Here is an 18,718-nt window from a genome sequence, read left to right as displayed (position 1 = left end):
CTTGCCGGTGCCCGAGGCTCCCGCGCCCTGACCCGCACCGGGTTGTGCGCCGCCGCTGGGGTGCGGGTCAAGGCCCGGAACGCGGAGGCGCCGCTCAGCGCGCCGTCCCGTGTGCCCACCCGTCCCGCCCCAGCGGGACGATTGCCCACACGGCGGGTGGCGGGGGGCACCGCCCGGCAAGGGCGCGGGCCCCACACGGGCGGGGTACCGGGTCGGGGCTAGCCGGCCGAGGTCGCGGTCGGGGCCGGCGTCTCAGCCGCACCGGCATCCGCGCCCGCCCCCGCCCCGCCGCCCCCGGCCGGCGCCCGGCCCGGGAGGAAGACGGCGACGACCACCGCGCCGGTCAGGCCGATCGCGGCCGAGGCGATCGCCGTGACGTGCATGGCGTCCAGGAAGGCCGTGTACGCGGGGCCGACCAGGGCCTCGCCCGCCGGGCCGAGCTTCGCCGCGACCGCGAGCGTGGCCTCGATGGACTCGCCCGCCGTGTCGCGCAGGGCCGCCGGGACGCCGCCCAGGTGCCCCTCGATCTCGCCCCGGTACGCGGAGGAGAGCACCGAGCCGAGGACGGCCACGCCCAGCGCGCCGCCGACCTGCCGGAAGGTGTTGTTGACGGCGGAGCCGGAGCCCGCCTTCTCGCGGGGCAGCGCCTGCATGATCGAGACCGTGACCGGCGGCATGATGTGCGCCATGCCCGCGCCCTGCAGGAAGAAGACGACCTCCAGGACCCAGACGGGGGTGTCGGCCTCGAAGAAGGCGAAGGCGGCCAGGCCGGCGGCGACGAGCAGCATGCCGCCGGTGCAGACGGCCCGGGCGCCGAAGCGTTCGACGACGAGCCGGGCCCGGGGCGCGAAGACCATCTGCGCGACGGCGAGCGGCAGGATGAGCAGCCCGGACTCCAGCGCGGTGTAGCCGCGCACGCTCTGCAGGTAGAAGGCGGAGAAGAAGGTCACGCCCATGAGGGCGAAGAAGACGAGCGCGATCGCGGCGACGGCCGCCGAGAACGCGGGCTTCCTGAAGTACGACATGTCGAGGGCCGGGTGGTCGCTGCGCCGCTCGTGGAGGACGAAGACGACGAGGACCGCGAGGCCGCCGAGGACGGGGGCGAGGACGGTCACGTCGGTGAAGCTCGCCAGCTCGCCGCCGCGGATGATCCCGTACACGAGCAGGACGAGTCCGACGACGGAGAGCAGCACGCCGGGTATGTCGATGCGGCCGGGCTCGGGGTCCCGGGAGTCGGGCACGAGCCACAGCATCAGGGCGAGGGCGAGGAGCACCACGGGCACGTTGACGAGGAAGATCGATCCCCACCAGAAGTGTTCGAGGAGGATGCCGCCGGTGATGGGGCCGATGGCGATGGCGAGGCCGACGCTGCCGGCCCAGATGCCGATGGCCTTGGGCTGCTCGTCGCGCTCGAAGACGTTCATGAGGACGGCGAGCGTCGCGGGCATCACGAACGCGGCGCCGAGGCCCATGACGGCCCGGTAGGCGATGAGTTCGCCCGGGGAGCCGGAGAGCGCGGCGAGGGCGGAGCCGATGCCGAAGACGGTGATGCCGAAGAGCAGCACCTTCTTGCGGCCGAGGCGGTCGCCGAGCAGGCCGGAGGTGAAGAGGAGTCCGGCGAAGACCAGCGTGTAGGAGTTGATGGACCACTCCAGCTCGCTCTGGGTGGCGCCGATGCCGGTGGGCGCGGGGGCCGCGATCGTCTTGACCGCGACGTTCAGGATCGAGTTGTCGAGGACGACGATCAGCAGGCTGAGCATGAGGACGCCGAGGACGGCCCAGCGGCGCCGGTGGACGGCCTCGGGGACGCGGGGCCCGGCGGGCGTGACGGGTGCGGTGGACTGCTGTGACATGGCCACCACCCTAGATCGATTTCGATACGAGACCGTCTCGTATCGAAAATCCAGAGAAAGTCTTTACGTTGCGGCGGTGTGAACAGCGCCACTCCGGCCCACTTCCCCGCCCGCCCGGCGAAGTGCCACCATGGACGTGGTCCGGGGACGCCACAGGGCGCCTCGAGATGACAAGAGGAGCCGTTCACCATGACGCTTCAGGCTGCCCAGAAACCGCCCGCCGACAGCAGCAAGGCGCTGTACGGGGGGAAGGGCACGCGCCGCATCACCGTCCACGACATCGCCGCCGCCAAGGTCCGCGGCGAGAAGTGGCCCATGCTCACCGCCTACGACGCGATGACCGCGTCGGTCTTCGACGAGGCCGGCATCCCCGTGATCCTCGTCGGCGACTCGATGGGCAACTGTCACCTCGGCTACGACACCACCGTGCCTGTCACGATGGACGAGATGACGTTCCTGTCCGCCGCCGTCGTCCGGGGCACCAAGCGCGCCCTCGTCGTCGGCGACCTGCCCTTCGGCTCGTACCAGGAAGGGCCCGTCCAGGCCCTGCGCAACGCCACCCGCCTCGTCAAGGACGCGGGCGTCGGGGCGATCAAGCTGGAGGGCGGCGAGCGCTCGCTGCCGCAGACCGAGCTGCTCGTCCAGGCCGGCATCCCCGTCATGTCCCACCTGGGACTCACCCCGCAGTCCGTCAACACCATGGGCTACCGGGTGCAGGGCCGCTCCGACGAGGCCGCCCACCGGCTCCTCAGCGACGCCAAGGCGGCGCAGGACGCGGGCGCCTTCGCCGTCGTCCTGGAGCTCGTCCCGGCCGAACTGGCCGCCGAGGTCACCCGCTCCCTGCACATCCCGACCATCGGCATCGGTGCCGGCGCCGGCACCGACGCCCAGGTCCTCGTCTGGACCGACATGGCCGGCCTGACCGGCGGCAAGGTGCCGCGCTTCACCAAGCAGTACGCCAACCTCCGCGAGACGCTCGGCGACGCCGCCCGCGCCTTCGCCGAGGACGTCGGCGGCGGGGCGTTCCCCGCCGAGGAGCACACGTTCCACTAGCCGGAACCGGCTGACCGACAGCCACTGCGGCACCACCCGACAGCCCGCCGACATCCCCCATCGGCGGGCTGTCGGTCGCCTGTCGGGGGATTGTCGGTGGCCCCCTGTTCCATGGTGGACATGACGCGATCACACACCAACGCCGTCGAGGTCCGGGGCCTCGTGAAGCACTTCGGCGCGACGAAGGCCCTCGACGGGGTCGACCTGGACGTCCGGGAGGGCACGGTCCTCGGGGTCCTCGGCCCCAACGGCGCCGGGAAGACCACCCTCGTCCGCTGCCTGTCCACCCTCCTCGTCCCGGACGCCGGGACCGCCACCGTCGCCGGCTACGACGTGGTGAAGCACCCCCGCCAGCTGCGCCGCACCATCGGCCTCACCGGCCAGTACGCCTCGGTCGACGAGAAGCTGTCCGGCTGGGAGAACCTCTACATGATCGGGCGGCTGCTCGACCTCTCCCGCGCCGACGCCCGCCGCCGCGCCGACGAGATGCTGGAGCGCTTCTCCCTCACCGAGGCCGCCAAGCGCCCGGCCATGAACTACTCCGGCGGCATGCGGCGCCGCCTCGACCTCGCCGCCTCGATGATCGGACAGCCCGCCGTCCTCTACCTGGACGAGCCGACCACCGGCCTCGACCCCCGCACCCGCAACGAGGTGTGGGACGAGGTGCAGCGCATGGTCTCCGAGGGCGTGACCGTCCTCCTCACCACCCAGTACATGGAGGAGGCGGAGCAGCTCGCGAGCGAGCTGACCGTCATCGACCGGGGCAAGGTCATCGCCAAGGGCGGGGTCGACGAGCTCAAGGCCAAGGTCGGCGGCCGGACCCTGAAGGTCCGCCCCACGGACCCCGGCCGGCTGTCCGAGATGGCCGCCGCGCTCCGCGAGACCGGCCTCGACGGGGTCGCCGGCTCGACCGTCGTGCCCGACGAGGGCGTGCTGTACGTGCCGATCCTCGCCGACGAGCAGCTGACCGCCGTCGTGGGCCTGCTCGGCGCGCGCGGCTTCGGCATCGCCCACATCGGCACCCATCTGCCCAGCCTGGACGAGGTGTTCCTCGCGATCACCGGTCAGAAGACCGCCGACTCCGAGCTTTCCGACGCGATTCCCGAGGAGGTCGCCGCGTGAGCACGACCACTGTCACCAAGTCCCCCGCCGTCACCCGGAACCCCGGGCCGGCCTCGGCACGCCCCGCGCCCGTCGCGGAGGGCCGGATCGGCCTGCGGGCCAACCTCCGCCACATCGGCGCCCTGGTCCGCCGCAACGCCCTCCAGATCAAGCAGGATCCGGAGTCGATGTTCGACGCCGTCCTGATGCCGATCATCTTCATCCTGCTCTTCGTGTACGTGTTCGGCGGCGCCATCGCCGGCAAGGGCAACAACGACGCGTACGTGAACTACGTGACGCCCGGCCTGATGGCGATGATGGGCATGAACATCGCCATGGCCGTCGGAGTCGGCATCAACGACGACTTCAAGAAGGGGGTCATGGACCGGTTCCGGACGATGCCGATCGCCCGGTCCTCGGTCCTCGTCGCGAAGATCGTCGTCGAGGCGGGCCGGATGCTCATCGCCACCTCGATCCTGCTCGGCATGGGCTTCCTGCTCGGCCTGGAGATCCACACCTCGGTCCTCCACCTCTTCGCCGCCATCGGCCTCTCGATGGCCTTCGGAGCCTCCCTCATGTGGATCTTCATCCTGCTCGGCCTCACCATGAAGACGGCCCAGGCCGTCCAGGGCGTGGCGATGCTGGTCCTGATGCCGCTGCAGTTCGGCTCGTCGATCTTCGCCCCGCCGACCTCGATGCCCGGCTGGCTGAAGTCCTTCACCGACTACAACCCGCTGTCCAACCTCGCCGACGCCGCCCGCAACCTGATCAACGGCGGCCCGGTCGCCCACTCGGTGGGGATGGTCCTCGGCTGGGCGGCGCTGATCACCCTCGTGACGGCACCGCTCGCGGTCGCCAAGTTCCGCAAGAAGACCTGAGTCCCGACCGGGGGATCATGACTCGGCGCGCTCACTGATCGCGTCGGCGGCGCGACCGAGCAGGGCGGCGGCCTCCTCCTTGGAGAGGCCGTCGCCCTCCGCGTACGCCGCCTCGAACTCCGCGTCCCCGAGGACGGACCGGCACAGCTCCGTCGCCCGCGCCAGGTTCTCCCGCTCCATCGGCGGCGCCAGGTGTCCCGGCGGCAGCAGCCCCTCGTACCCGCCGAGCAGCACCGCGGCGGTACGGGCGACCCCGGCGGTACGGGCACCGAGCCCGGCGAGCGCCCAGGCCACGGTGACCAGGTGGATCGCCGGCATCTGCGGGGCGACCATCAGCGACAGGCCGCCGAGGGAGCGCTCGTACGCCCGCCGGGACAGCTCGAACGCCGTCTCGTACCGCTCCTCGAGGTTGTTCACCCAGGCCAGGCTGCCGAGCGCGAAGCCCTCGAAGATGGAGAACGTCTCGGAGCTGAAGACGCTGTCGGAACGGAACTCGTCGAGCAGCCGCTCCAGTTGCTCGCGGGCCTCGGCCGTCCGGCCGGTCCGGCCGAGCAGCAGCCCCAGGAAGATCCGCCCGGCCAGCATCGGCTCGTGGCCGCGCCCGTGCTCGCCCTCCACCACCTGGCGCAGGATCCGCTCCGCCTCCTCGCCGCGGCCGGTTTCGATCAGCATGTCGGCGTAGCGGGCGCGCAGCAGGGCCATCTGGGACTGGGCGCCGATCCGCTCCGCGTACGCGATGGCGTCGGCGAAGTCCCGGGCCGCGCCCTCGAACTCGAGCCGCCGCTCCCGGGCCTCGGCGCGCGAGGACAGCGCCTCGGCCGCGCCCCAGGCGTCCCCGAGGCGGACGAAGATCTCCAGGCTCTCCTCCGCGTCGGCGCTCGCCCGCTCGGCCAGGTCGCCCCGGTTGGCCAGCATGTTGGCGCGCAACTGGAGGGCGTGGGCGAGCTCCCACTCGTCGCCGTGCCGGCGGCAGGCGTCGACGTGCGCCTCCAGGGCCTCGCCCATGCGGCCCGGTTCGCCCAGGAGGAGGACCGCGAAGACCGTGAAGGAGCCGGGCAGCCGGCAGGTCTGCGGGAGCCCCGGCGGGTAGATCGCGTTGATCCGCCGCAGCCTTTCGACGCCGGCGGGCGTCATCCAGCGGCCGGTCTCGTAGTCCATGTTGATCAGCTCGATCAGCCGCACCCCGCGCCGGGCCTCCCAGCGCTGCTCCTCGGAGAGCGGCGGAGGCGTGGCGGTGCACGGCTCGTGCAGCGGTACGACGGGGGCGGCGGGCGTCCCGAACGGGTCGGGGCCGAGCGCGGCGACGGACTCCGCCCAGTGCAGGGCGTCGGCGCGCAGGTCGCGCATCTGCCAGTACCAGAGCAGGGAGTGGACGAGGACCAGCGCCTCGTCCTCCTCCCGGGCGTCGACGGCCCGGCGCAGGGCGGTACGGATGTTCCCGTACTCGGTGTTGAAGCGGGCGATGGCCCCGGCCTGCCCGGAACCGCGCAGCTCGGGGTCGGTGCGGCGGGCGAGTTCGCGGTAGTACGTGAGGTGCCGGCGCTCGGTGCCGGCCCGCTCCCCCGCCTCGTCGAGCCGCTCCCCGGCGTACTCGGCGACGGTCTCCAGGAGCCGGAACCGCATGCCGGCCTCACCGGGCACGGCGACGACGAGCGACTTGTCGACGAGGGCACCGAGGAGATCGAGGACGGGTGCCGACTGCTCGACGGCGTGGGGTTTGACGGCGTGGGGCTCGGGGGCTTGGGGCTCGGAGGCTTGGGGCTCATGTACGGACGGCTCGGCGGCGCACGGCTCGGCCGGGCGGGGCTCGTGTACGGACGGCTCGGCGGCGCGCGGCTCGGCCGGGCCCGGCTCGGCGGCGTGCGGCTCGCCCGCGCAGACGGCCTCCGCCGCCTCCAGGTCGCAGCCGCCCGTGAAGACCGAGAGCCGGCGCAGGACGGCCCGTTCGGCCCCGTCCAGGAGGTCCCAGGACCAGTCGACGACCGCCCGCAGGGTCTGCTGCCGGGGCAGCACCGTCCGCGCGCCCGACGTCAGCAGCCGGAAGCGGTCGTCGAGCCGGTCCGCGATCTGGCGCAGGGTCAGCATCCGCAGTCGGGCCGCCGCCAGTTCGATGGCCAGCGGCAGACCGTCGAGGCGCCGCACGACCTCGCCCGCGGCGACCGGGTCGTCCTCGACGCGGAACCCCGGACGGACCGCGGCGCCGCGCTCGCCGAGGAGCCGCAGGGCCATCCCGGTCGGCAGCGGGCCGAGGGGGCGGAGCGTCTCCCCCGGGACGCCCAGCGGCTCCCGGCTCGTCGCGAGCACCCGGAGCTCGGGGCAGCGCGCGAGCAGCGTCTCGGCCAGTTCGGCGGCCGCGCCGACGAGGTGCTCGCAGTTGTCGAGGAGGAGCAGCATCCGGCGCCCGGCGCAGTGCTCGACGAGCCGGGCGAGCGGGTCGCCGCCGCCCCGTAGCTCCTCGGCCCCGGCGCCGCGGAGCACGGTCTCGCGGGCGCCGACGGCCGCGAGGACCGCCTCGGGCACGGCCTCGGGATCCCGTACGGGAGCGAGCTCCGCCACCCAGGCGCCGTCCGGCCAGTCCTCGGTCCCCCGCTCGGCCGCCTCCTGCGAGAGCCGGGTCTTCCCGGCGCCTCCGGGCCCGAGCAGCGTCACGAGCCGTGCGCCGCGCAGGTCGTCCCGCACGAGGGCGATCTCCTCGTCGCGGCCGACGAAACTGGTGAGCCGGGCGCGCAGGTTGCCCCGGAGGGGAGCACGCGGGGGCTCCGGGGCCAGCAGCTCGGCGTGCAGGGCCCGCAGGGCGGGTGACGGGTCCGTGCCCAGGCGGGTGGCGAGGGCCCGGCGGACCGACTCGTACGCGGCGAGGGCCTCGGCCGCCCGGCCGGTGTCCCGCAGGGCGCGGATCCGGAGGGCCTGGAGGGGTTCGTCCAGGGGGTGGGCGGCGCAGAGGGCGGTGAGTTCGGGAAGGGCGGCCGCGGCGCCGCCGAGCACGAGGGCGGCGTCGAGCCTCGCCCGGCGGGCGTCGAGCCGACGGGCCTCCCAGCGGGCGGCCTCCGCCTCCCGGTCCGGCAGGTCGGCGAAGGCCGGCCCGCGCCAGAGCCCGAGGGCCTCGTCGAGGAGGGCGGCGGCGCGTGCGGGATCGGCCGCGCCGAGCGCGGCCAGGCCCTCGGCGGCGAGGCGCTCGAAGCGGCGGACGTCCACGTCCTCGGGCCGGGCGTCCAGCCGGTAGCCGCCCTCGGCGGAGACCACCCGGTCCCGGCCGAGGGCCCTGCGGAGCCGCCCCACGAGGGCCTGGAGTGCGGCGGGCGCGTCGGCGGGCGGCTCGTCACCGTGCCACACCTCGTCGACGAGGTCGGGCACGGGAACGATCCGGCCGGCCCGCAGGGCGAGGACGGTGAGCAGCGCACGGACCCGGGGGCCGCCGACGGGCACGTCGGTGCCGTCGGGGGTGCGGGCGAGGGTCGGGCCGAGGACGGAGTAACGCACGGGCCCCATTCTCCGCGAGACCGCCGCACGACTCCCCGCCGGGACCACCCGCCGCACGGGCGAAGCCCGGCAGCGGGGGTGGAACTCCCCTCGGGGACCGGTACGTTTCCCCGGCAGTAGTCCTTCGTCCCCTGGGAGCCCCCGCGATGACCACGGCCACCACCCGGCACCACGAGCGGCGGATCAGCCCCGTCTTCCTGGCGATCCTCGCCGTCATGGCCGTCACCGGGTGGGCGGTGTGGACGGGTTTCGCCGCCTCGCCCGGCCTCGCGGTGTTCCTCTTCGTGACCTCGGCGTGGGTCGTGTCGCTCTGTCTGCACGAGTACGCGCATGCCCGGACGGCCCTGCACGGCGGGGACATCACGGTGGGCGCGAAGGGCTATCTGACCCTGAATCCGCTCGCGTACACGCACGCCGTGCTGAGCGTCGTCCTGCCGGTGCTGTTCGTGATCATGGGCGGGATCGGTCTGCCGGGCGGCGCGGTCTTCATCGAGCAGGGCCGGATCAGGGGCCGCTGGAAGCACAGCCTGATCTCGGCGGCGGGCCCCCTGGCCAATGTGCTCTTCGCGCTCGTCTGCACGGCGCCGTTCTGGCTGGGCGCGCTCGACGGCGTGCCCGTCGCGTTCCAGTACGCGCTGGCGTTCCTGGCGTTCCTCCAGGTGACGGCCGCGCTCCTGAACCTCCTGCCGGTGCCGGGGCTCGACGGCTACGGCGTGGTGGAGCCCTGGCTGTCGTACAAGGTGAAGCGGCAGATCGAGCCGTACGCGCCGTACGGCTTCTTCATCGTGATCGCGCTGCTGTTCGTGCCGGCGGTCAACGCCGCCTTCTTCGACGCGATCGACGCCCTGATGCGGACCCTCGGGGTGCCGGAGCCGAGCCGGTACTGCGGCTCGCAGCTGTTCCGGTTCTGGGAGGAGGCCCCGGAGTTCTGCCGGGCCCAGTAGCACGTCGGCCCCGGCCGGAGCGGAAACGGCCGTCGACAGGCGCAGGGCCGGCGTACCGGGGCCGAAGGGGGCTATCCCCCGGCCCCGGAAGCCGTCGGCCGTTCGGGTTCCTCCCCACCGCCCTCCTCAAGGAGGGCGGGTAGTTCGGTGCGGGAGGCGATGCCGAGTTTGGGGAAGGCGCGGTAGAGGTGGTGGCCGACGGTGCGGGGGCTCAGGAAGAGGTGGGCGGCGATCTCGCGGTTGGTGGCGCCCTCGGCGGCGAGGCGTACGACCTCCCGCTCCTGCGGGCTGAGCCGGGCGAGCGGGGAGCGCGCGGTCACGAGCGGGCTCAGGGGTTCGCCGATCGCCTGGAGTTCGACGCGGGCGCGGGATGCCCAGGAGAGGGCGCCCAGCGCCTCGAACGTCTCCAGCGCGGCGTGCAGGTGGCGGCGGGCGTCCGTGCGGCGGCGTTCGCGGCGGAGCCATTCTCCGTACAGCAGGTCGGTGCGTGCCCGTTCGAACGGTTGGACCGGATCCTCCGCGTGGGCGCGCAGGGCGGCCGCGAAGTGTTCGGCCACGGCCTGGGTCTCGGCAGGGCTGTTGCCCGCTCTGGTCAGCGCCCCGCAGCGGTGGAGCAGGGCGGTGGCCGGCGGTTGTCCTGCGGCCGCGGCCCAGGCCGCCAGCCGTGTCATCGGTTCGGCTGTCCGGTCCGGAAAGCCGGCGCGTACCGCGGCTTCGACGAGGTCGGGCAGCAGGTGAGCCGACAGGCCGGGATGGTCGACGCGCGCATCGGCGGACTCCAACCGGGCGAGCGCGTCCTCGGCCCTGCCGAGGCCGAGGGCGAGCAGGCCGAGCGCCCGGTCGGCCTGTGCGGCCGCGAAGCCGATGCCGTGCGCGTCGGCGTACTCCAGGGCTGCGGTGCTCAGCGCGGTGCAGCGTTCCTCCTCGCCGAGTACGGCGGCGAGCGTCGCCAGGGTCGCGCGCAGATACGTGGCCCGGTGGTTGCGGCCGAACTCCTCGGCGATGGCGAGCCCTTCCTCGGCCGCCGCACCGGCCTCCCGGTACCGGCTCAGGGCGAACTCCGCCTCGGCGAGCAGGTGCAAGGAGGCCGGCAGCCAGCCGAGGACGTCCTGCTCCCGGCAGTCGCGGACGCAGGCGGTGGCCTCCCGGTGCGCGGCGACGTGATCGGCGAGCAACCAGGCGTGACGGCCGGCTGTGATCCGCTCGGCGAATCCGGCTCCGGGCGCCGCGCCGTCGGGCAGGGCGGCCCTCCGGGTCTCCGTCTCGGTGATCAGATCCGCTGAACCCACGGACTGCGCCGCCTGGAGCGCCTCGGACAGCACTGCGTCCAGGTCGGCGGCGCGCTCGGGGAAGGAGCGGATCCGGTCCGCGCACTCCAGGAGGATGCGAGCGGCCCGGCGCGGCGACCCTTGGTCCAGTTCGACGATGGCGCGGACCCTGGCCAGGTCGGTGAACGTCGCCGGGTCCAGGGCGAGCGCGTCGATCCGGTCGGCCAGCGCGGCTGTCCGGGCGAACTGGCACGCCTCCGCCGAGGTGAAGGCCGCGGCGGCCAGCAGCCGGGTACGGCGGGCCGGGTCGGCCGTGAGCTGAGCGGCCCGCTCGTACGCGGCCGAGGCGGCGGCCGCTCTCTGGCGTCCTCCGGCCCGGATCGCGGCTTCCTCCCGGCCTTCACGCCGTCGCGAACGTGACGGCAGGCCCTAGCGGAGCTGGGTGGCCGCCCAGCGGGCCCACTCGCGCTTCATCTCGTTGAAGCGGAGCCCGTACTCCAGGGCGATTCGGCCGTACACCGAGAGCTGGTCGTCGCCCCAGTCGATCGACCGCTCCAGCTCCCGCAGGGCTTCGACCTCCCGGTCGGACATGTCCATCAGCCCGGCGAGGTAGCCGCTCGCCTGCTCCCGCGTCAGCACGCCGAGGAAGAAGACCCTCAGCAGGGTGTCGCTGCGGGGGTTGCGCTGCGGCTCGGTCTCCGTCAGCCAGTGGCGCAGCTCGGCCAGTCCCTCGTCCGTGAGGGTGTACTCCTTGCGGCCGCGCGGACCTTCCGCCGAGACGCTGATCAGCCCGGCGGCGGCGAGCTTGGACAGCTCGCCGTACATCTGGCTCTGGGTGGCGGGCCAGACGTTGGCCAGCGAGGTCTCGAAGCGTTTCAGCAGGTCGTAGCCGCTGGCGGGGCGCTCGGAGAGAAGCCCCAGGAGGGCGTGTCGAAGGCTCATGGACGTCACTCTACATTCCATCCTTGACATGTCACTTCTGGAACGTCTAGCTTCGACATGTCAGAACAGGAACGTCAGAGCAGCGAACAGCAACCGGGGGCCTTCGATGGCGTACGTGCGCACCTTCCTTCCGTGGATCGTCTTCGCGGTGATCCCGTCCGCCCAGTGGCAGTGGGGCGCGCTCGCCGCCCTGGTGGCCGCCGTCGCGGTGACCGTGCAGCAGCGCCGCGCGGGGGCCGGGTTCGACGCGCTGGTCATCGAGACCGGCTCGGCGGTCTTCTTCGCGGCCCTGGCGTGCATCGCCTTCGCCGACCCGCGATCGGCCGTGCACGGCTACTCGGCGGCCCTGTCCTCGGCCACCCTGGCCCTGGTCGCCGCGGTCTCGCTGCTCGTCCGCAAGCCCTTCACCCTGGGCGTCGCCAAGCGCACCACGCCGCGCGAGGTCTGGGGGCTGCGCCCCTTCGTGCGGGCCAACACCGTCATCACCGCCGTCTGGACGGCCGCCTTCGCACTGACCGCCGGCGCGCTCGCGCTCCTCGCCCGGGCCGGCCAGGGCCACTCGACGGCCGCCACGGCCGTCCAGGTGGCCGGGTTCGCCGTCCCGATGCTGTTCACCTCCCGCCACGTCGCCTCCCTCCGGGCCGAGGCCGGTGCCCGATGAGCTCCTCCACCACCCCCCGCCACCTCTCCGGCAACTACGCCCCGGTCACGGAGGAGCTGACCGCGCACGAGCTGCCCGTCACCGGGCGGATCCCCGAGGAGCTGACCGGCTGGTACCTGCGCAACGGGCCGAACCCGGCCGACACCGCCTCCGGCCACTGGTTCTTCGGCGACGGCATGGTCCACGGCGTACGACTGGAGGGCGGCCGGGCCGTCTCGTACCGCAACCGCTGGGTCCGCACGGCCACCTTCACCGACGGGGCCCGGATGTACGACGAGCGGGGCCGGCGGGACCTCACCGCGGGGCCGGCCAACACCCACGTCGTCCGGCACGCCGGCCGCACCCTCGCCCTCGTCGAGACGGCCCTGCCCCACGAGCTCACCCCCGCGCTCGACACCGTCGGCCCGTACGACTTCGGCGGCCGGCTGACGACCGCGATGACCGCACACCCCAAGACCTGCCCCCTCACCGGGGAGCTGCACTTCTTCGGCTACGGGATCGCGGAGGCCCCGTACCTCACCTACCACCGGGCCGACGCCTCCGGCGAGCTGACGGTCAGCCGGCCGGTGGAGGTGCCGGGGCCGACGATGATGCACGACTTCGGCCTCACCGCCGGGCACGTCGTCTTCCTGGACCTGCCGGTGGTCCTCGACCTCGGCCTCGCCGGCACCGGCACGATGCCGTACCGCTGGGACGACGGGTACGGGGCCCGGCTCGGCGTGCTGCGCCGCGACGACCCGTACGGGCGGGTGCGCTGGTTCACCGTCGACCCCTGCTACGTGTTCCACGTGCTCAACGCGTACGACGCGGCGGACGGGACGGTCGTCGTCCACGTCATGCGCTACCCCGAGCTGTGGCGGCGCGCCGCGGACGGGACGGTCGACCGGGACCGGGAGGCCGTGCTGTGGAAGTGGACGGTCGACCCCGTCACGGGGACCGTCCGGGAGGAGCAGTGCGACGACCGCCCGGGCGAGTTCCCGCGGACGGACGACCGGCTGGCCGGGCTACGGGCGGCGCACGGACACGTGACCTGCGGGAACTCGCTGGTGCGCTACGACCTGGACGCGGGGTCCTCCGTCACCCACGACTTCGGGCCGGCCCGCACGCCCGGTGAGGCCGCGTTCGCCCCGGCCGCCGACGGGTCCCCCGCCGGCTGGCTCATGACGTACGTCCACGACGCCGGCACCGGCCGCAGCGACCTGGCCGTCCTCGACGCCGACGACCTCGCGGCCGGACCGGTGGCCACGATCCACCTGCCGGCCCGGGTCCCGCACGGCTTCCACGGCAACTGGCTGCCGGACCTGCCGTAGCCCCCGACCTCGCCGGGCGGTGCGCCCGGGGCTCGGTCAGGCCTGGGCCGCCGCGGCCTTCTCGGCCTTCGCGCGGCGGAGGTAGTACCAGGCCATGTTGGAGGAGAGGCCGGCGAGGAGGACCCAGACAATGCCGAGGAAGCTGCCCTGGACGAAGGAGACGACGGCCGCGGCGACGGCCAGGGCGCAGACCACGAGGGCGTAGAGGGCGAGGCGGGGCATGGGGTCGGCTCCTGTCGGGCGGGTACGGCTGATGGTGCCCGTCCAGTGTCCCCCATGCCCCGAAGGGTCCGTTCTCCGGCTCAGGGCCTGTCTTCCGGACCGGGCCCTAGACGTCGGTGACCCGCAGCCCCGCGTGGGCCTTGTAGCGGCGGTTGACGGAGATCAGGTTGGCGACGAGCGACTCGACCTGGTGGGCGTTCCGCAGCCGTCCGGCGAAGACTCCGCGCATGCCGGCGATGCGGCCGGCGAGGGCCTGGACGATCTCGACGTCGGCGCGCTCCTCGCCGAGGACCATGACGTCCGTGTCGATCTCCTCGATGGAGGTGTCCTTGAGGAGGACGGCGGAGAGGTGGTGGAAGGCGGCGGCGACCCGGGAGTCCGGGAGGAGTGCGGCGGCCTGCTCGGCGGCGGAGCCCTCCTCGGGCTTGAGGGCGTAGGCGCCCTTCTTGTCGAAGCCGAGGGGGTTGACGCAGTCCACGACGAGCTTGCCGCGGAGCTCCTCGCGCAGCGACTCCAGGGTCTTGGCGTGGCCGTCCCACGGCACGGCGACGATGACGACGTCGCTGCGGCGGGCGGTCTCGGCGTTGTCGGCGCCCTCGACGCCGTGGCCGATCTCCGCCGCCACGTCCCGCGCGCGCTCGGCGGCGCGGGAGCCGATGATCACCTTCTGGCCGGCCTTGGCGAGCCGGTAGGCGAGACCGCGGCCCTGGTCGCCGGTGCCGCCGAGGACGCCGACGACGAGACCGGAGACGTCGGGGAGGTCCCACGGGTCCTTGGGGGCGGGCTTGCTGTCAGTCGTAGTCATGGCCCCGACATTACCGACCGGTCGGGCTCGTGGGGTCCCTCCCGTACGGGTGGAACCGCCGCGACCGGGCCGCGCGCGGGACCCGGCTGGGGCAGGATGCGGGCCCATGGATGCCGTACGGGTCGCGTTGCTGCGGGAAGTGCTCGCCGGGACGGAGTGGCCGGCGGCGGCCCGCCGGTTCGCGGGCGCGCTCCGGTCGTCGGTGGTGCCGCACCGGGGCGGGCTGCTCCTGGTGGGCACGGAGGAATACGAGCCGTGGCACCTGGCGGCGCACCTGGTCGACGAGTCCGCCTGGTCGGGGCTGCCGGAGCTGGCGCCGACGCTCGTGCGGCACCGGGTGCGTCCGGGCGCGCCGGCGCACCTCGCGGTCGGTCTCGGGCGGCTGGAGGCGGCGGGGCGCGGGGCGACGCTGCTGATGGTGGCGCCGGGGCGGCCGGACGCGGGGCTGCTCCAGCGGGTGCACGACGCCCGGCGGGCGGGGGCGACGGTGCTGTCGCTGGACGGGGGCGACGAGGAGGTCCGGGGGCTCGCGCACGAGACGCTGACGGTGGCGGAGGGGGCGGAGGTGGACCTGGACACGGTGCAGCACCTGGTGAGCGCGGCGGCCGGGGAGAACAGCCTGCCGTCGCCGCGCGGCGGCCGCCGCCGCTTCCGGGACCGGCTCTCGACCCTCGCGGACCGCCTGACGGCCCCGCCCCCGACCCGCTGGTAGACCGCCGGGGCCCGTACCACCGCAACCGGCTGGCACCCCGCCGACGAACCACCGGAGCCCGCACCTCCCACCACCGGCTGACGGGCCCCGCCGCCCGACCGCCGGAGCCCGTACCACCCGCCGCCGGCTGACGGGCCCCGCCGGTGGGCCCCGGTCCGTACCGACGTAATTCGGTTGTCCCCGTCGTCCGGCGGACGGAGCATGGCCCCTCGTGTCCTCCCCTCGTACTTCCCTCCTCGCCGGGCTCGTCGCCCTGCTGCCCGATCCGGCGCCCTGGCGTTCGTCCCGCGACTTCCGCCTCCTGTGGGTGCAGGGGCTCGTCACCTACTTCGGCAGCGCTACGGCCATGATCGCCCTGCCGCTGCAGATCAAGGAGCTGACGGGTTCGCCGCTGGCGGTCGGTGCGATGGGCGCGGTCGAGCTGGTGCCGCTGGTGGTGTTCGGCCTGTACGGCGGGGCGCTCGCGGACGCGGTCGACCGGCGGAAGGTGATCCTCTGGACGGAGGCGGGGCTCGGGCTGATCGCCGTGCTCCTGCTGGTCGACGCGCTGCTCCCGGAGCCGATGCTCTGGCCGCTGTACGTGGTGGCGGCCGGGGTGTCGGCGCTCGCGGGGCTCCAGCGGCCGGCGCTCGACTCGCTGCTCGCCCGGATCGTGCCGCACGAGCAGCAGACGGCGGCGGCCGCGCTGAACTCGCTGCGCTGGCAGATCGGCTCGATCGCGGGTCCGGCGGTCGCGGGTCTGGTGGTGGCGTACGCGGGTCACGCGCCCGCGTACGGGGTGACGGTCGTCTGTTTCACGGTCTCGGTCCTGATGTGCCGCCGGCTCTCCCCCGCGCCGGCCGCGCACGACGCGGAGAGGCCCTCGCTGCGGGGCATCGCGGAGGGCGCGCGGTACGCCTGGTCGCGGCCGGTCCTGCTCGGCACGTACGTGGTCGACCTGGCGGCGATGCTCTTCGCCTTCCCGAACACGATCTTCCCGTTCCTCGCGGACGAGCTGGACGCGGACTGGTCGCTGGGTCTGATGTACGCGGCGGGTTCGGTCGGCTCGCTGGTCCTGGGCCTGACCAGCGGCTGGACCTCGAAGGTGCGGCGGCACGGGCTGCTCGTGGCCGGCGGCGCGGCCGGCTGGGGTCTGGCGATCGCGGCGGCCGGCTGGTTCGGGAACGTGTGGCTGGTGCTGCTCTGCCTGGGTCTGGCGGGCGCGGGCGACATGCTGAGCGGGCTCGGGCGCGCCACGATCTGGAACCAGACGATCCCGGAGGAGCTGCGCGGCCGGCTCGCCGGCATCGAGGTGCTCTCCTACAGCGTGGGCCCGCAGCTGGGTCAGGTCCGGGCGGGCGCGATGGCCGGCTGGACCGGCACCCGGGCGGCCGTCTGGACGGGTGGCGTGGCGTGCGTGGCCTCGGTGGGGCTGCTCTGCCTGGCGCTGCCGAAGCTCCTCGCGTACGACTCCGCGACGGACGAGGACTCGCTGCGCCGGAAGGCCCAGCGGGAGGAGGCGGCCGGAACCGTCTGACGGGTCCCGGCCGCTCCCTCGGAGGTGTTACTCGTCCTCCGTGCGGTCCTTCCCGGCGGCGTCGTGCCAGCGGGGGTCGGTCTCCCACTCCAGGTTCCGGTCGCGGGCGGTCTCCATGGCGTGGGAGGCCTCCTCACGGCTGGCGTACGGGCCGAAGCGGTTCTTCGCCGGGCACTCGGGGCCCTCCTCGACCTTCTTGTGTTCCAGGCAGTAGTACCACTCGCCCGGTTTGCCCGTGGTGCGCTTCTTGAACAGGGCCATCGTCTTCGGCTCCTTCCTTCGGGACCATGCTGCCCCAGACCCGGTCGTTAGACTCGCTGGCATGTCTGGCCAGTCGCTTCTCGTACCGGGGGAGCTCTCCCCCCATCGCTCCGTTCCGGGCTCCATCCGCCGCCCCGAGTACGTCGGGAAGCCCGCCCCGGCCCCGTACACCGGGCCCGAGGTGCAGGATTCCGACACCATCGAGCGGATGCGGATCGCCGGCCGCATCGCCGCGCAGGCGATGGAGGAGGCCGCCAAGCACATCGCCCCGGGTGTCACCACCGACGAGCTCGACCGGGTCGCGCACGAGTACATGTGCGACCACGGCGCCTACCCGTCCACGCTGGGCTACCGCGGCTTCCCGAAGTCGCTGTGCGCCTCGATCAACGAGGTCATCTGCCACGGCATCCCGGACTCCACCGTCCTGCGGGACGGCGACATCGTGAACCTGGACGTCACCGCGTACATCAACGGCGTCCACGGCGACAACAACGCCACGTACCTCTGCGGCGACGTCGACGAGGAGTCGCGGCTGCTCGTGGAGCGCACCCGGGAGTCCCTCAACCGGGCCATCAAGGCGGTGAAGCCGGGCCGCCAGATCAACATCATCGGGCGGGTCATCGAGTCGTACGCCAAGCGCTTCGGCTACGGGGTCGTGCGCGACTTCACCGGGCACGGCATCAACTCGTCGTTCCACTCCGGCCTGATCGTGCCGCACTACGACTCGCCCCACCACACCACCGAGATCAAGACCGGCATGACGTTCACGATCGAGCCGATGCTGACGCTCGGGACCCACGACTACGACATGTGGGACGACGGCTGGACCGTGGTGACCAAGGACCGGAAGCGGACGGCGCAGTTCGAGCACACGCTCGTGGTGACCGAGAACGGGGCCGAAATCCTCACGTTGCCCTGACCCCTCGAACGGGTAGCGTTTTACCGACAGGACGTCGGGAACCAGTTGACTTAGGTAAGCCTAACCAGGCACGCTCGTCACTGGTTCCCGTCCCATCGGTCTCGGAGGCACGCCTTGGACACGCCCTTCTCCACGTTGATCCGTACGGCTTCGCACGAGCAGCACACGGAGGCGGAGACCTCGTCCTTCATGGGCGACCTGCTGGGCGGACGGCTGGCCGTCGACGCGTACGCGCGCTACACCGAGCAGCTCTGGTTCGTGTACCGGGCCCTGGAGGAGGGCGCGGAGGCGCTCCGCGCGGACCCGGTCGCCGGGCCCTTCGTGCGGCCCGAGCTCTTCCGCACGGCCGCCCTGGAGCGGGACCTCGCGCATCTGCGCGGCCCCGGCTGGCGCGCCGGTGTCTCCCCGCTGCCCGCCACCGCCGCGTACGCGGAGCGGGTCGCCGAGTGCGCCCGCGACTGGCCCGCCGGCTATGTGGCCCACCACTACACGCGTTACCTGGGCGACCTGTCGGGCGGTCAGATCATCCGCGACAGGGCGGAGCGGACCTGGGGCTTCGACCGCAAGGGCGACGGCGTCCGCTTCTACGTCTTCGAGGAGATCCCCAACCCGGCGGCGTTCAAGCGGGGGTACCGGGAGCTGCTCGACGGGGTGGACGTCGACGACCTGGAGAAGCAGCGGATCGTCGACGAGTGCAGGCGCGCCTTCGCCTTCAACACCGCCGTCTTCCGGGAGCTGGGCGGGGAGTACTCCCTCAGCGCGTGAGGCCCTCCCTCTCCCTCAGCGCGTGAGG

General features: G+C 73.5%; 17 protein-coding genes. 10 read left to right on the top strand and 7 right to left on the bottom strand.

Features of this window, described 5'->3' with window-relative positions; all coding sequences use genetic code 11:
- Positions 1–218: 218 nt before the first annotated feature.
- On the bottom strand, positions 219–1,853 hold the full coding sequence (locus tag ABZ318_RS19750) for an MFS transporter (protein WP_356903752.1): 1,635 nt from the start codon (positions 1,851–1,853) through the stop codon (positions 219–221).
- A 189-nt stretch (positions 1,854–2,042) separates the two neighbouring features.
- Between ABZ318_RS19750 and panB the strand changes: the two genes are divergently transcribed.
- The 3 genes from panB (at position 2,043) to ABZ318_RS19735 (ending at position 4,885) form a co-directional block, all read left to right on the top strand.
- Positions 2,043–2,906 (top strand): 3-methyl-2-oxobutanoate hydroxymethyltransferase, encoded by an 864-nt coding sequence (panB, locus tag ABZ318_RS19745; RefSeq protein ID WP_225798847.1) that lies wholly within the window; start codon positions 2,043–2,045, stop codon positions 2,904–2,906.
- A gap of 120 nt (positions 2,907–3,026) precedes the next feature.
- A complete protein-coding gene (locus tag ABZ318_RS19740; protein ID WP_356903751.1) occupies positions 3,027–4,028 on the top strand; it encodes an ATP-binding cassette domain-containing protein in 1,002 nt (333 codons plus the stop codon).
- Complete coding sequence (locus ABZ318_RS19735) at positions 4,025–4,885, top strand: ABC transporter permease (protein ID WP_356903750.1); 861 nt, start codon at positions 4,025–4,027, stop codon at positions 4,883–4,885. The genes ABZ318_RS19740 and ABZ318_RS19735 overlap by 4 nt, the downstream gene beginning before the upstream one ends.
- A 15-nt stretch (positions 4,886–4,900) precedes the next feature.
- Here ABZ318_RS19735 and ABZ318_RS19730 read toward each other — a convergent pair whose 3' ends face one another.
- Entirely contained in the window at positions 4,901–8,374 is a 3,474-nt protein-coding gene (locus tag ABZ318_RS19730) for a BTAD domain-containing putative transcriptional regulator (protein WP_356903749.1), read from the bottom strand.
- 137 nt (positions 8,375–8,511) lie between these two features.
- Between ABZ318_RS19730 and ABZ318_RS19725 the strand changes: the two genes are divergently transcribed.
- The gene (locus tag ABZ318_RS19725) at positions 8,512–9,309 is read left to right on the top strand and encodes a site-2 protease family protein (protein ID WP_356903748.1); all 798 of its coding nucleotides are present in this window, start codon (positions 8,512–8,514) and stop codon (positions 9,307–9,309) included.
- A gap of 71 nt (positions 9,310–9,380) precedes the next feature.
- On the opposite strand, the gene ABZ318_RS19720 is transcribed toward ABZ318_RS19725, so the two are convergent.
- Complete coding sequence (locus ABZ318_RS19720; RefSeq protein WP_356903747.1) at positions 9,381–10,598, bottom strand: helix-turn-helix transcriptional regulator; 1,218 nt, start codon at positions 10,596–10,598, stop codon at positions 9,381–9,383.
- 408 nt (positions 10,599–11,006) lie between these two features.
- A complete protein-coding gene (locus ABZ318_RS19715; RefSeq protein WP_356903746.1) occupies positions 11,007–11,519 on the bottom strand; it encodes a PadR family transcriptional regulator in 513 nt (170 codons plus the stop codon).
- 106 nt (positions 11,520–11,625) lie between these two features.
- Here ABZ318_RS19715 and ABZ318_RS19710 point away from each other — a divergent pair, with 106 nt between their 5' ends.
- The gene (locus ABZ318_RS19710; RefSeq protein ID WP_356903745.1) at positions 11,626–12,180 is read left to right on the top strand and encodes a hypothetical protein; all 555 of its coding nucleotides are present in this window, start codon (positions 11,626–11,628) and stop codon (positions 12,178–12,180) included.
- Positions 12,177–13,490: a carotenoid oxygenase family protein gene (locus ABZ318_RS19705; protein ID WP_356903744.1), complete on the top strand. Its 1,314-nt coding sequence runs from the start codon at positions 12,177–12,179 to the stop codon at positions 13,488–13,490. Before ABZ318_RS19710 ends, ABZ318_RS19705 begins: the two co-directional genes overlap by 4 nt.
- Positions 13,491–13,526: 36 nt before the next feature.
- Here the strand turns inward: ABZ318_RS19705 and ABZ318_RS19700 are convergent, their stop codons facing one another.
- Positions 13,527–13,712: a hypothetical protein gene (locus ABZ318_RS19700; protein WP_356903743.1), complete on the bottom strand. Its 186-nt coding sequence runs from the start codon at positions 13,710–13,712 to the stop codon at positions 13,527–13,529.
- A 106-nt stretch (positions 13,713–13,818) separates the two neighbouring features.
- Positions 13,819–14,517 (bottom strand): NADPH-dependent F420 reductase, encoded by a 699-nt coding sequence (gene npdG, locus ABZ318_RS19695; protein WP_356903742.1) that lies wholly within the window; start codon positions 14,515–14,517, stop codon positions 13,819–13,821.
- Positions 14,518–14,623: 106 nt separating this feature from the next.
- Here npdG and ABZ318_RS19690 point away from each other — a divergent pair, with 106 nt between their 5' ends.
- Positions 14,624–15,229: a hypothetical protein gene (locus ABZ318_RS19690; protein ID WP_356903741.1), complete on the top strand. Its 606-nt coding sequence runs from the start codon at positions 14,624–14,626 to the stop codon at positions 15,227–15,229.
- A 211-nt stretch (positions 15,230–15,440) separates the two neighbouring features.
- Positions 15,441–16,745: an MFS transporter gene (locus ABZ318_RS19685; protein WP_356903740.1), complete on the top strand. Its 1,305-nt coding sequence runs from the start codon at positions 15,441–15,443 to the stop codon at positions 16,743–16,745.
- 27 nt (positions 16,746–16,772) lie between these two features.
- On the opposite strand, the gene ABZ318_RS19680 is transcribed toward ABZ318_RS19685, so the two are convergent.
- Positions 16,773–17,006, bottom strand: coding sequence for a hypothetical protein (locus ABZ318_RS19680; protein WP_093876397.1), 234 nt, complete (start codon positions 17,004–17,006; stop codon positions 16,773–16,775).
- A gap of 61 nt (positions 17,007–17,067) precedes the next feature.
- On the opposite strand from ABZ318_RS19680, the gene map reads away from it, so the two are divergent.
- Both map and ABZ318_RS19670 read left to right on the top strand, forming a co-directional pair.
- Positions 17,068–17,925, top strand: a complete 858-nt coding sequence (gene map / locus ABZ318_RS19675; RefSeq protein WP_033209659.1) for a type I methionyl aminopeptidase — start codon at positions 17,068–17,070, stop codon at positions 17,923–17,925.
- 114 nt (positions 17,926–18,039) lie between these two features.
- On the top strand, positions 18,040–18,690 hold the full coding sequence (locus ABZ318_RS19670; RefSeq protein ID WP_356903739.1) for a biliverdin-producing heme oxygenase: 651 nt from the start codon (positions 18,040–18,042) through the stop codon (positions 18,688–18,690).
- Positions 18,691–18,718 lie beyond the last annotated feature (28 nt).

It is taken from the genome of Streptomyces sp. NPDC006197 (assembly GCF_040613865.1).
Taxonomy (GTDB): Bacteria; Actinomycetota; Actinomycetes; order Streptomycetales; family Streptomycetaceae; genus Streptomyces.
This window is presented reverse-complemented; position numbering and strand designations above follow the sequence as displayed.

Bases quoted from the DNA above. Each gene is read 5' to 3' on its own strand.
- ABZ318_RS19750 (WP_356903752.1), bottom strand. From the start codon at position 1,853: ATGTCACAGCAGTCCACCGCACCCGTCACGCCCGCCGGGCCCCGCGTC.
- ABZ318_RS19710 (WP_356903745.1), top strand. From the start codon at position 11,626: ATGGCGTACGTGCGCACCTTCCTTCCGTGGATCGTCTTCGCGGTGATC.
- ABZ318_RS19705 (WP_356903744.1), top strand. From the start codon at position 12,177: ATGAGCTCCTCCACCACCCCCCGCCACCTCTCCGGCAACTACGCCCCG.
- map (WP_033209659.1), top strand. From the start codon at position 17,068: ATGTCTGGCCAGTCGCTTCTCGTACCGGGGGAGCTCTCCCCCCATCGC.
- ABZ318_RS19725 (WP_356903748.1), top strand. From the start codon at position 8,512: ATGACCACGGCCACCACCCGGCACCACGAGCGGCGGATCAGCCCCGTC.
- ABZ318_RS19730 (WP_356903749.1), bottom strand. From the start codon at position 8,374: ATGGGGCCCGTGCGTTACTCCGTCCTCGGCCCGACCCTCGCCCGCACC.
- panB (WP_225798847.1), top strand. From the start codon at position 2,043: ATGACGCTTCAGGCTGCCCAGAAACCGCCCGCCGACAGCAGCAAGGCG.
- ABZ318_RS19690 (WP_356903741.1), top strand. From the start codon at position 14,624: ATGGATGCCGTACGGGTCGCGTTGCTGCGGGAAGTGCTCGCCGGGACG.
- ABZ318_RS19700 (WP_356903743.1), bottom strand. From the start codon at position 13,712: ATGCCCCGCCTCGCCCTCTACGCCCTCGTGGTCTGCGCCCTGGCCGTC.
- ABZ318_RS19740 (WP_356903751.1), top strand. From the start codon at position 3,027: ATGACGCGATCACACACCAACGCCGTCGAGGTCCGGGGCCTCGTGAAG.
- ABZ318_RS19680 (WP_093876397.1), bottom strand. From the start codon at position 17,006: ATGGCCCTGTTCAAGAAGCGCACCACGGGCAAACCGGGCGAGTGGTAC.
- npdG (WP_356903742.1), bottom strand. From the start codon at position 14,517: ATGACTACGACTGACAGCAAGCCCGCCCCCAAGGACCCGTGGGACCTC.
- ABZ318_RS19715 (WP_356903746.1), bottom strand. From the start codon at position 11,519: ATGAGCCTTCGACACGCCCTCCTGGGGCTTCTCTCCGAGCGCCCCGCC.